Source organism: Butyrivibrio sp. MB2005 (assembly GCF_000424285.1).
In the GTDB taxonomy this organism is placed as follows: domain Bacteria; phylum Bacillota; class Clostridia; order Lachnospirales; family Lachnospiraceae; genus Butyrivibrio.
Genome location: NZ_AUJP01000017.1, coordinates 61,840 through 72,920, shown reverse-complemented (window position 1 = coordinate 72,920; position 11,081 = coordinate 61,840). Strand labels below are relative to the sequence as shown.

The window sequence follows — 11,081 nt, the reverse complement described above, 5'->3', positions numbered from 1 at the left end:
CATTATGGGTGCTTTTTTTATGCAAAAAGGAGGGAAACAACATATGAAAAACGTAGTAACTATTGGGCAGTATATTTTTTCAGGAATAGGAGGTGTTATGGGCTGGATCTTTGGGGGATTTGATGGTTTTCTTTATGCACTTATAGCGTTCGTTGTTATTGACTATCTTACTGGTGTCATGGCTGCGATTTATACAAAGCAGCTTTCAAGTGAGGTTGGCTTTAAGGGGATAGCAAGGAAAGTGGCTATTTTCTTTCTGGTTGGCATAGGCAATGTCATTGACATAGAAATCTTAAAGACCGGAGCAATTCTTAGGACTGCTGTAATTTTCTTTTACCTTTCTAATGAGGGCATCTCTATTATTGAGAATGCAGCAAGACTTGAATTACCAATTCCTGCAAGGCTCGTAGATGTTTTGAAGCAGATAAAGGAGGGCGATGATGATGACAAAACTACAGGCTGATTTCATAAAGATGATTGGTGATGCCGCAGTCTCCTATTATAGGGACTACGGCATTTTGCCGTCCCTTACAATAGCACAGGCAATACTCGAATCAAACTGGGGAAGGAGCGGGCTTTCAAGAGACTGTTATAACTTCTTTGGTATGAAATGGTCAAAGGGATGCGGCTGTGATTACAAGGAGTATAAAACCAAAGAACAAAAGAAAGATGGTAGATATATAACCATTACAGCGAAGTTCAGAAAATATAAAAGTGTATCGGAGGGAATACGAGGTTATTATGAATTTCTTCAATACAAAAGATATAGGAACTTAAGAGGAGTAACAGATTACAGAAAGGCTTGTGACCTCATCCGGCAAGACGGATGGGCTACGAGCCTTTCTTATGCCCAGAACCTGAAAAACTACATCAAGCAGTATGATCTGGATGATTATGATCGCGATGTTCTAGGAATTGAGAAAGCCTCCAAGTTTTATGTGGTCACAGCTTCTTCCATTAAGATCCGTGAAGGCGCAGGGACGGAGTTTCCACAGAAAGTAGCAAAGGCATGTGCCTCTGCTCAGAGCAACGTTCTAGGAAAGGCGGTGTATCGAAAGGGAAGGACCATCGAGGTTCAGGAAATCATAACAATCTCTGAAGGCGAGACTTGGGGCAAAACAATAGATGGGTATCTGGCTCTGAAGTATGGTGGTAACTGGTACGTAAAGTGAATATTTGATTTTTAAGTAAGCCTGTGAGGATTTTTCTTGCAGGCTTATTTTTTTATTAACATTAATGCTGAGAAATTCAGTATTATTATTTTGCGTTTATACATTTTTCATAGTAGCAATAAACGCAATATGATATATTATAGGCAAGCAATTGTGCTAGTTTTTAAATGAAAGAAAAGAGAAGAAAATGTTAGATAAAGACATAATTGTAGCATCGACTCATAAGGAATTTGCCGATAATGTTAAGGAATACTTCGTGAATATGGAAAAGAATATAAGAACTCTTCATAGGACAAATGGTTGTCAATGGGCTAAGGGTGCATACAAATTTATTACTTTTTCATCATTGGATGAAGTTGAGAAATATGAGATAGAGCATAAGGATGCAACACCGTTTAGAAGATGTGGAAATTGTTTCAAGAGAAGATAAAGAATTATCGCTGATTGAGATTATTTGGAGGGACATATGGAAGGCGTTAAAAAGGTTTATTGCGCAGAATGTGGCGCAAAATCTATTATGGTTTCAGATGACGATTACTTTAAAGCAGAAGAACTATGGGACAAAGCTCTTCAGACTTCTCCGGATAGCGATGGCACAAGACATTTTATTATTGATACAGGAGGCACTTATTATGGCAAAAATAATTTTGCAGAGAGCAGAGAAGTAAAGGATGGACTGATCAAGCGGTATAAAAAGGAACTGAATGGTACAATGCCGGGAACTGGTAGAGACTATTTAGGGTTACCCATTTCTATGATGGTTACAATTCAGAACATAGGTGGTGATTCATATCAAGGAGTATTAAAAGGCTCTTTGGGAAAAATGTCTTACAATGCCAATAAGGGCTGTAAAGTGATTCGTTCTAACGAAAACTATTGTCCCATTTGCGGTGAAAGAACAGAGTTTTCAGAAGAGTTGTTCTCTTTTGGTGACCATGATAAGAAAGAGGCTGAAAAATACATTCTTACAATAAAGGAAAAAGCTGATAAGACATCGATTGTTAATGAATATGATAATTCCAAGAGCGAGAATGTAGACATTAAAGCCTATTTGAAGTGCTTAGTAGATATATCAGAAAGTATTTTGGTTTTAGAAGATGGTATCCGCGATATCTATAGGATGAGTGGATATGATAGGCGCACAATAAAAAAGACTATTGCGCTAAGCAATAATTTGCCTGATGTTGAATCAATGAAAAAAGAATATCTTAATCCAATTATAGAAAAGATTGAAATAAGGAGAAGAAAACTTAATTCGTTAACTGAATTTTCAGAGGATGAGATCCATGTGTTGTGCCTGTCAAATGGATTAGAAGATCTGGTTGAACCAAGATGCCCCTTAAAACCAGTCGAACCTAATAATCCTTGCTATTTTAGCATAGATGAGACAAAGCTGATTGAACCTAACAAGCCTGAAATGAAACAGCCAGGTTTTTTTAATAAAAAAAAAGGTGCTTCAGGAAAATCAAGCAGCCCAAGCAGAATACGAGAGACAAAAAGATGCTTATGAAACTGAAATAAGCAAGAAGGCTAAGAACACCGAAATGAAGGCACATTATGAAGCTATGATGACTCGCTACGAGGAAGAAATGGATGCGTATGAAAAGAACATGGCTGACTATAATGTCTTAGTGAGCGATTATAATTCTAAGCATGAGATTTTTGAAAAAAGAAAACAGGAAATTATTGAAAATGAAAAGCAGAGGCTTTTGACGGAAGAAGCTCCAAGCATTGAAGCAGAAATAAAACAGTTAGATATTGAAAAACAGGAGGCTGAAAAAAACATTAAGTCTGGAGCTTTCATAGAAAAATATCTGATGGAGGATGAGGACTATCGAGAAGCTAAATATGCTATGACACTTTATGATTGTGAGCTCAAAGAATTATCGGAAGAGCTGGCAAAACAATATGGAATACTTAATTCATTGTTGGAGCCAGGTATAATCTTTCCGAAATATAATGATGTAATAGCGTGGAGTACTATGTATGAGTATTTCATGACGGGAAGAGTTGAAGGGTTAAGTGGAACAAACGGGGCTTATAATCTTTATGAAAGTGAATTGAGAGCAAATATTATTATAGCCAAGATGGATGTAATAATTGATAAGTTGGATCAGATTAAGGATAATCAGTACATTCTTTATAATATTCTCAAGAAGACAAATGAGGAAATAGAGGACCTGAATGAAAAGATGGGAGAAATGATTTCTGTTTCCGAGGACATTAGGGAGGAAAGCATAGATACAAATAAGTATTTGGATGCAATATACAAGACAGAAGAAGGTATTGCTTATAATACAAAAAAAACTGCTATGTATACGCAGATAAATGCTAGAGCAACTACGGCAATAGCATTTATGAAGGCTATATGGGGATAGGATCTGAAAAGGCTTGGCATATGCTGGGCCTTTTTTTCAGTTATACTATGAACAAATGTAATTAATCTTCTTTTCGAAATTCTATTTACAAATAATTTTCAATCTGTTATATTATCCCTCGCAGCAATTTCAAAGCTGTGTTTATTCCAGTCGGAATAATCAATTTTCCTCATGTTTTTATGAATTTATGGAGTTTTATTATGTTTACAGAGTTTGATGAGTTTCTTTTGAATGTCGGTTATTTTGACGTTCTAAATATGAAAAAAGATAGTGTTGAAGTAAGGAGCCCTGAGACTAGGCATCATTGGATTATGAAGAAATTTGATAAGGATGGATACCCAGGGCTTGTTCTTTATCATAGTCATGATGGAGATAAATATCATGTTCATTTCTGCTATAAAGATCAGGATATCGCACCTGCGGTGTCCGAGATTATGAGCCATGACAGGTATCAGAAGAAAAAGATGAAGTTGAGAAAGAAGATAACTAAAGTGTCAAATATGGAATTGATGAGGGCTATTTGGTGATAAGAAAGGAGTTTTTATGTGTAAATTTTGTAGCCGAGAAAAGGAAGTAGATAGTGATTTTTTAGATAAACAGATTTTTATGGAAGATATAGAAGCGGGCTTTTTGGGATCGTTATGTTTTATGGGCAGCATTGATCCTGATACAAAGTCGCTAAGGATGGCTGTTGTAAATAATGAGGGGGATGCCAAGGAGTATTCGAAATCAATCAAGTATTGCCCATTTTGTGGTGAAAAGCTATAAGGATAACAACAAAATCGAAGCTTTTTACAAGGAGTTTGTGGCGTGGGCACGATAAAATTGAATACTTGATGCAGAGAATTCATCTAAGCTTTTTGTGGTTACATAAGGATTTTTCTTGGATTTATTTCATGTGATCAAATAATAATCCCCTGCTTTGGAGTATACTAATCATAGTCGGTGATAGGTAGCAATGAAGAGGTATAAAAATATGAACTTCATTTTTGTAGAGTATGGAAATCAGCCATATCCTGATGGAATAAAAGCAGATCTTGTTGAAGTTGCAGGACACTTAGATAAGACGTCAGTTCCTGATATTTCAAATTATTCTTTACATACAGAGTATAGTTACGGGAAGAGAAATCTGGCCTCTAACCTAATAAGAAGATATCCGAAGCTATATAGCTCCAATAAGGATGGCGTTCCACAATTGTGGAAAGACAAAGGGTGGGCTGTACAGTTTGCAAGTTTTGTGCATTCTCTTACAAACGAACATGCTGCACCAACTGTGATAGAAATTCATCCACCCTTCAATGACTACTCAAGTATTGATAGTTTTCTAGATTTTTATACTGTATTCGAAGAGAAGATACATGCAATATATCCTGATGTAAAAATAGTTGTTGAAAACAGAGCTGGCTCCATATATAGGGGAGGGAAATTTGTAGTTAGCGCGGCAGAAGAGATAGCGGAGCTTTGCAAAAAGATAAGAGAAAACAACGTCAGACTTGGTGTGGTTTTAGATTTTCCACAGCTTCTGACAGGAGAACTTATTCATCCAGAATGTTTCGATAGGGGAAAATATACGAATGCTGTCCATATGCTTGTACCATATAGAGAAGTCATTAAAGGAATTCATATATGGGGAAAGAAGAGAAGCAGTACTGGAAGATTTGTAGCTCACACTGGAGATTTAAACACACTTTTCCCAGATGTAGACGATAAAAAAGTATTCCTTAATGGGATAAAAGCTATATGTGATGATGAGATGTCAAGGTTTCTGGTTCCGGAAGTTAATTCTGGAGGTGAAGACCTCAGATCTGTAGTGAAAGATGTGTTAAGTATATGATTTGAGATGTAAGAAGAATTGACATAATAGTATTAAAAAGAGAATAGAATAACACTGCTAGAGCCTCGTGGTTATGCCATGAGGCTTTTTTTGTGCTTTTTTTTCAAAAGACCCGGAATTTTATCTCTGAAATCCACTTAGGAAGTTAGAAGAGATTTTCCAAAAACCGGAAAAATACTCCTCTTCAAATACTTAACTATTAGAAAATTTTATTTTTCTCGTACATTTTCACAGGTTTTGTAATTAGGGATTATAGAAGCTTTGTTAACGAGATTATTTAGGGAGGTTCATTATGATAGAAAACAAAAAGACTATGGTGGTTTCGTTCAGTGAAAAGTATCTGCTTACTGTAAAGGAGGCAGCAGCTTACTTTGGTATTGGCGAAAAGAGAATAAGATTCCTTGTAAATGAGAACCCATGCCTTGGACTCCATAATGGTGACAGGACCATGGTTCACAGAAAAAAGTTTGAAAAGTACATTGATGAAACTTCTTGTATATGATCCTTTTTATCTGCCGATAGTAGTTGCTATATCTGGCGCTTAGAGGGATATATAAACAAAGGAGGAATGCGGCATGAGAAGACCATCACCGGGAAATAAAAACATTATTACACCAGAGGAGGCAATTACATTTTATGTACTTAGCAGAAGAAAAATGTGGAAGCTGATGGAAGAGAGGACAGATTTTACTGTTAAGTACTATGACGGCAGGAACCTGATAATAAGGGCTGAATTTGAGAAATACTTAGAAACACATCAGGAACTAAAGAGGAGGGCATATGGGAAAAAGTAGTCAAAGAAGAGACAGCAAGCACAGAGTTTTGAGGTGTGGAGAGTCAATCAGAGCAAATGGAAAATACCAATTTAAGTACCATATAGGTGGTAAGCCACATTTCGTTTATAGCTGGAGGCTAGAGCCCACGGATCCACAGCAAAAAGGGAAAAAGCCAGACCTTTCACTTAGAGAAAAGGAAAAACTGATCGGATATGATATTGATTCACAGATCGATCCTACAGGAAAAAATATAACGGTTTTGGAACTTGTGGAAAGATACCTGGCTACAAAAACCGGAGTTAAACATAATACGCGAATGAATTATAATTTTGCAAAGAATATACTTGCTAAAGAACCTTTTGGTGGAAAAAAGATATCACAGGTAAAAACATCAGATGCAAAGTTATTTTTGATAAAACTGCAGCAAGAGGACGGAAGAGGATATAGTTCAATAAAGACAATAAGAGGAGTTCTTAGGCCCGCGTTCCAGATGGCTGTTGACGATGATTGCCTTCAGAAGAATCCATTTGGATTTGAGCTTGCTGGAGTTGTGGTTAATGATTCTGTGACAAGAGAAGCAATCACAAAGGATCAGATGAAAAAGTTCCTTAAGTTCATACATGACGATAATGTTTATTATAAGTATTACGATGCGGTTTATATTCTTTTTCATACAGGAATGAGAATTTCAGAGTTCTGCGGACTTACAGTAAGCGACGTTGATCTGGAAAACAAGGTGATAAACATAGATCATCAGCTTCAGCGAACCTCGGACATGCAGTATGTAATTGCAAGTACAAAAACAAATGCCGGAACAAGGAAGCTTCCTATAACTGATGATGTGGCTGAGTGTTTCAGGCGGATACTTGAAGAAAGAGAGGATTACACCATAGAAAAGATGGTTGACGGATATACCGGATTTCTTTTTCTGGATGAGAATGGAATGCCACTTGTGGCCATGCACTGGGAGCACCGCTTTAATAATATGGTGAACAGATACAATAACATTTATAGGATCCAGATTCCCAACATCACACCACATGTATGTAGGCATACATATTGCAGCAATATGGCTAAGGCAGGAATGAATCCAAAAACGCTTCAATATCTGATGGGGCATAGCGACATAAGTGTAACACTTAATACGTACACCCATTTGGGATTAGAGGATGCAACAGATGAGCTTTTGAAGCTTGAGAAAGTAAGAAAAGAGCTTGATGGTAAGGAGAAAAAAGTAGAAACTCCAAGCATCAGGGAGTTTAAAGCTATACAATTATAGAATAGCCCTCTAGAGCAGATGCTCTAGAGGGCTATGTGCTTAGCTAAGGAATATTTTTTATTTGCTTGGGAGGTTAGCTATCTTTGCCTTATAATTTTTACCGTATTTTAAATCATAACCGCTGACATGTTTAAAGTCTTTAAGGTTGTTGAATTTTGACTTTAAGGTCGAACCTGAGACAATTGTCACATTATCCATATAGATGCATCCGACATATTTCTGCCCTTCAGTAAAAAGAATTGTCTGAAGATCCAGATCTTCATAATACTTGTTGTCTTCTGGAGCACCTACAGAGTAGGTTTCGGTTACAGTAGGCTCTGCAGGCATATTGCGAACAGATATTTTATACCAGGTATTCCACTTTTTTACTTTAACGTAGTTACTGATTTTACGATGCTTATCATTATTTTCATCCCATCCGTATGTCTTGATTTTTCCATTTACATTTGTTATTCCGATTGAATATCTTGCTCCTAATACTCCTCCATATTGATCATCGGGGTTACTAAAAATCATGCTGTTATCTATAAAGACATTATCCTTATTCTTGGATATTAGCGATTGTGGGAGGTAGAGATCATAAGAAAAGCATGAACGATTGTTGAGCGCAACCATGCCTTTTTTGGTCTCAAGGTCAATGTAGAATCCTGCACCATTGTCTCCCTTAGGAAATTTTGCATTGATCTGAAGCGCTTTGTTTGCAGCAGATACCTTTGTTGATACTGTGCATATAAGCATGATGGATAATAGAAAAATGGAAATAGTTTTTTTCATCGGTAATCCCCCTCGTTTCATTTTATTATATATAGTATATCAGATTTATCTGAGAAGAGATTTATTCAAATGGCCTGCATGTAATGAGACCGAACTTGAATACTGATTAATCCTTTTTTAGGAGAGATTTTATAAGATTTGCTTTGCTGTAACTTTTTTATCAGAAAGAGAATCTACTCAAATTCCCCAGTAGTACGAATCTCCAAAACTGACTACGATTTTACTACTTTTCAGTGGTATAAAATGCCAAGTTCCGCCAAGTTTTGCCATTTTGAATGATTTTATGTACAATGAATTGGTTAAATATCGACCGCGCAAATAAGCGCTTTTTAGCGCATAAGAGAGCATATTCGGAAAGAGAGATTGAATGATACGTATTTTATTCGTCTGCCACGGCAATATTTGTCGTTCAACAATGGCAGAATTTATTATGAAAGACATTGTGCATAAGCAGCATTTGGATGAGTTTTTCCATATAGAGTCGTCAGCGACACACACTGACGAAATATGGAACGGACAGGGAAGTCCTGTCTATCCGCCGGCGAAGGCAAAGCTTAGAGAGTATGGAATCGGAACTCCGGACAACGAGCTTGGTGTTTCTACAAAAAGGGCGAGACTTACATCAAGGACTGACTATGAGAAGTTCGATTTTATAATAGGAATGGATAGCGCAAACATCAGAGATCTTAATAGGCTCTTCAGTGGAGATCCTGAAAACAAGGTTTACAAGATGCTGGAGTTTGCTGATAGAAGCGGAGATGTAGCTGATCCCTGGTATACCGGGAATTTTGATGATACCTGGCGCGACTGCTCAGAGGGATGCCATGGCCTTTTTAGGGCTATTCTTATGGATCCGAAATATGCATCTCAGATGGGAGACGCAGAAGATATGGATGATCCTTTTGACGATTATGGTGATGACAGAGGATTGGTCCACGATGATTTTCCGAGAGGTTAATACATGATAAGAGATGTTGATTTAGATAAAATTTCAGACGGCAAGCTTTACGATATAGGCGATATGGCAAAACTCGGTGTGGATGACTGCAGTGGTTGCCATGCATGCTGTTGTGGTATGGGAGATTCCATAACTCTTGATCCTTATGATGTTTACAGGCTTGAAAAAGGCCTTGGCAAAAGCTTTGAAGAACTGCTTTCTGAAAATCTGGAGCTTAGAGTAGCTGATGGAATCATTCTTCCATGCCTAAAGATGGACGGTGACGAGAAGTGCACTTTCCTTAACAGAGAGGGGAGATGCAGTATTCATCCGCACAGACCAGGTATCTGCAGACTCTTCCCTTTAGGCAGAATATTTGAAGATAACACCCACAAATATTTCCTTCAGATTCATGAATGCCATAAGGAGAGGCAGACCAAGATAAAGATTAAGAAATGGCAGGATACACCAGAGCTATCAAGCTATGAAGCCTACATAGATAAGTGGCACTACTTTTTAAAAGAAATCTCTGACAAAGCCCCGGAAATGCCGGAGGAGGAACTTAAGTCTATAAACATGCGAATTCTGCAGGAGTTTTTCATAAAGCCCTACAATGTGGAAGAGAGCTTCTATGCTCAATTTGAAGAGAGACTATCCGGTATGAAGTAACGCGCATAAATGCAGGCATTTTTCGTATGCCTGCATTTTTTATAACTCTCTTTTTACAAAAGTGTTTCTAAAAATATTTATAGCGCGCCTTTTTACACAACATATATAAGAAAAGCTTTTAAGCCAAATTTATATACCTATTTCTCCCGTAACTTCTCCGCCCGGTATATAAATTGAAAATGATAATTTGACTTATATACTTTTTCGATAAGCATTTCCTGTAACACTCACCCCTGGTACTTATAAAGCATAGAAAAAAGTATATAAAAGTGCATTGTATTTCTATCTTATATACCTGCCTCGCTCAGTCGCTTACAAAAAGATATATAATTTCTATGTATTTTTCTATCTTATATACCCGTCTCCAAGTATTCGTTTTTACAACAACAGAAATGAAAAAAATAGATTTTTATTAAAAATAATTAGCACTCACTTGACAAGAGTGCTAACAAGTGTTATAACAGTTATAGAACAAGGGAACAGAAATAAAGGGAGCAAATAACAAAGTAATGACTCCGGTTCCGATGCTCAAATACAAAAATATATAGTCATAAGGAGGTAATTATTATGTTGATGCCTAGTATTTTTGAAGAGAACTTATTTGATAATTGGTTTGATTTCCCGATGTTTAATGACTTTGATAACACCGAGAGGAAGCTGTACGGCAGACATGCTGACAGACTTATGAAGACGGATGTACATGACAACGAGGATCACTACGAAGTAGATATAGACCTTCCCGGATTTAAGAAGGAAGAGATCTCACTTGAGCTTGATAAGGGATACCTCACAGTCAGCGCAGCAAAGGGACTTGATAAAGATGAGAAGGACCACAAGGGTAAACTCATCAGACAGGAACGTTACAGCGGATCGATGCAGAGAAGCTTCTACGTTGGCGAGAATCTTACCGAGGAAGATATCAAGGCAGCCTTCAGACATGGCGTTCTGAGTCTTGAGATTCCTAAGAAGGAACAGCCTAAAGTTCCTGAGAAGAAGCTTATAATGATCGAAGGCTAACATACCAGCCCTCTATCACGAGCACACATTTGCTAATTAAATAATTAGCTTTTTACTCCATAACAACTATTAACAAAATAAATTGAGTCGTTTTACGTCGCCCAGCTATTCAAATATAGTTGGGCGATGCTTTTTTTAGCATGAGCGAAAGCGTCAGCTGAGTGGATTATTTATGTTTGAAATACATGTAGATTGAAGTGCAATATTTCCAAGCTAAGGTGTATAATATCCTCAATGGGGAACTA

Annotated in this window: 15 protein-coding genes; 14 read left to right on the top strand and 1 reads right to left on the bottom strand. The window is 37.2% G+C overall.

The window, feature by feature from the left end:
- Window positions 1–43: 43 nt before the first annotated feature.
- The 11 genes from G610_RS0110255 to G610_RS0110205 all read left to right on the top strand — a co-directional run bounded on the left by G610_RS0110255 (window position 44) and on the right by G610_RS0110205 (window position 7,439).
- On the top strand, window positions 44–463 hold the full coding sequence (locus G610_RS0110255) for a phage holin family protein (protein WP_026524718.1): 420 nt from the start codon (window positions 44–46) through the stop codon (window positions 461–463).
- Window positions 441–1,172 carry a glycoside hydrolase family 73 protein gene (locus G610_RS22180; RefSeq protein ID WP_051197922.1) on the top strand — a complete coding sequence of 244 codons (732 nt, stop codon included), beginning with the start codon at window positions 441–443 and terminating at the stop codon, window positions 1,170–1,172. The genes G610_RS0110255 and G610_RS22180 overlap by 23 nt, the downstream gene beginning before the upstream one ends.
- A 187-nt stretch (window positions 1,173–1,359) precedes the next feature.
- Entirely contained in the window at window positions 1,360–1,602 is a 243-nt protein-coding gene (locus G610_RS0110245; RefSeq protein WP_026524717.1) for a hypothetical protein, read from the top strand.
- A gap of 36 nt (window positions 1,603–1,638) precedes the next feature.
- The gene (locus G610_RS0110240; RefSeq protein WP_026524716.1) at window positions 1,639–2,682 is read left to right on the top strand and encodes a hypothetical protein; all 1,044 of its coding nucleotides are present in this window, start codon (window positions 1,639–1,641) and stop codon (window positions 2,680–2,682) included.
- Window positions 2,624–3,550 carry a hypothetical protein gene (locus tag G610_RS0110235; protein WP_155831002.1) on the top strand — a complete coding sequence of 309 codons (927 nt, stop codon included), beginning with the start codon at window positions 2,624–2,626 and terminating at the stop codon, window positions 3,548–3,550. Before G610_RS0110240 ends, G610_RS0110235 begins: the two co-directional genes overlap by 59 nt.
- A gap of 200 nt (window positions 3,551–3,750) precedes the next feature.
- Window positions 3,751–4,077, top strand: a complete 327-nt coding sequence (locus tag G610_RS0110230; RefSeq protein ID WP_026524714.1) for a hypothetical protein — start codon at window positions 3,751–3,753, stop codon at window positions 4,075–4,077.
- Window positions 4,078–4,093: 16 nt separating this feature from the next.
- The gene (locus G610_RS0110225) at window positions 4,094–4,318 is read left to right on the top strand and encodes a hypothetical protein (protein ID WP_026524713.1); all 225 of its coding nucleotides are present in this window, start codon (window positions 4,094–4,096) and stop codon (window positions 4,316–4,318) included.
- 190 nt (window positions 4,319–4,508) lie between these two features.
- On the top strand, window positions 4,509–5,384 hold the full coding sequence (locus tag G610_RS0110220; protein WP_155831001.1) for a hypothetical protein: 876 nt from the start codon (window positions 4,509–4,511) through the stop codon (window positions 5,382–5,384).
- A 292-nt stretch (window positions 5,385–5,676) separates the two neighbouring features.
- Complete coding sequence (locus G610_RS0110215; protein ID WP_242829641.1) at window positions 5,677–5,886, top strand: excisionase; 210 nt, start codon at window positions 5,677–5,679, stop codon at window positions 5,884–5,886.
- 73 nt (window positions 5,887–5,959) lie between these two features.
- Window positions 5,960–6,178, top strand: coding sequence for a hypothetical protein (locus G610_RS0110210; RefSeq protein ID WP_026524710.1), 219 nt, complete (start codon window positions 5,960–5,962; stop codon window positions 6,176–6,178).
- Window positions 6,165–7,439, top strand: coding sequence for a site-specific integrase (locus G610_RS0110205; protein ID WP_026524709.1), 1,275 nt, complete (start codon window positions 6,165–6,167; stop codon window positions 7,437–7,439). Before G610_RS0110210 ends, G610_RS0110205 begins: the two co-directional genes overlap by 14 nt.
- 57 nt (window positions 7,440–7,496) lie before the next feature.
- Here the strand turns inward: G610_RS0110205 and G610_RS0110200 are convergent, their stop codons facing one another.
- Entirely contained in the window at window positions 7,497–8,213 is a 717-nt protein-coding gene (locus G610_RS0110200) for a hypothetical protein (RefSeq protein WP_026524708.1), read from the bottom strand.
- A 367-nt stretch (window positions 8,214–8,580) separates the two neighbouring features.
- Between G610_RS0110200 and G610_RS0110195 the strand changes: the two genes are divergently transcribed.
- From G610_RS0110195 to G610_RS0110185, 3 genes are all read left to right on the top strand, one after another.
- Window positions 8,581–9,171, top strand: coding sequence for a low molecular weight protein-tyrosine-phosphatase (locus G610_RS0110195; protein WP_026524707.1), 591 nt, complete (start codon window positions 8,581–8,583; stop codon window positions 9,169–9,171).
- A gap of 3 nt (window positions 9,172–9,174) precedes the next feature.
- Window positions 9,175–9,819 carry a YkgJ family cysteine cluster protein gene (locus tag G610_RS0110190; RefSeq protein WP_026524706.1) on the top strand — a complete coding sequence of 215 codons (645 nt, stop codon included), beginning with the start codon at window positions 9,175–9,177 and terminating at the stop codon, window positions 9,817–9,819.
- Between the two features lie 567 nt (window positions 9,820–10,386).
- Complete coding sequence (locus tag G610_RS0110185; protein WP_026524705.1) at window positions 10,387–10,836, top strand: Hsp20/alpha crystallin family protein; 450 nt, start codon at window positions 10,387–10,389, stop codon at window positions 10,834–10,836.
- The last annotated feature ends 245 nt before the right edge of the window (window positions 10,837–11,081 follow it).

Bases quoted from the DNA above. Each gene is read 5' to 3' on its own strand.
- G610_RS0110255 (WP_026524718.1), top strand. From the start codon at position 44: ATGAAAAACGTAGTAACTATTGGGCAGTATATTTTTTCAGGAATAGGA.
- G610_RS22180 (WP_051197922.1), top strand. From the start codon at position 441: ATGATGACAAAACTACAGGCTGATTTCATAAAGATGATTGGTGATGCC.
- G610_RS0110245 (WP_026524717.1), top strand. From the start codon at position 1,360: ATGTTAGATAAAGACATAATTGTAGCATCGACTCATAAGGAATTTGCC.
- G610_RS0110240 (WP_026524716.1), top strand. From the start codon at position 1,639: ATGGAAGGCGTTAAAAAGGTTTATTGCGCAGAATGTGGCGCAAAATCT.
- G610_RS0110230 (WP_026524714.1), top strand. From the start codon at position 3,751: ATGTTTACAGAGTTTGATGAGTTTCTTTTGAATGTCGGTTATTTTGAC.
- G610_RS0110225 (WP_026524713.1), top strand. From the start codon at position 4,094: ATGTGTAAATTTTGTAGCCGAGAAAAGGAAGTAGATAGTGATTTTTTA.
- G610_RS0110220 (WP_155831001.1), top strand. From the start codon at position 4,509: ATGAAGAGGTATAAAAATATGAACTTCATTTTTGTAGAGTATGGAAAT.
- G610_RS0110215 (WP_242829641.1), top strand. From the start codon at position 5,677: ATGATAGAAAACAAAAAGACTATGGTGGTTTCGTTCAGTGAAAAGTAT.
- G610_RS0110210 (WP_026524710.1), top strand. From the start codon at position 5,960: ATGAGAAGACCATCACCGGGAAATAAAAACATTATTACACCAGAGGAG.
- G610_RS0110205 (WP_026524709.1), top strand. From the start codon at position 6,165: ATGGGAAAAAGTAGTCAAAGAAGAGACAGCAAGCACAGAGTTTTGAGG.
- G610_RS0110200 (WP_026524708.1), bottom strand. From the start codon at position 8,213: ATGAAAAAAACTATTTCCATTTTTCTATTATCCATCATGCTTATATGC.
- G610_RS0110195 (WP_026524707.1), top strand. From the start codon at position 8,581: ATGATACGTATTTTATTCGTCTGCCACGGCAATATTTGTCGTTCAACA.
- G610_RS0110190 (WP_026524706.1), top strand. From the start codon at position 9,175: ATGATAAGAGATGTTGATTTAGATAAAATTTCAGACGGCAAGCTTTAC.
- G610_RS0110185 (WP_026524705.1), top strand. From the start codon at position 10,387: ATGTTGATGCCTAGTATTTTTGAAGAGAACTTATTTGATAATTGGTTT.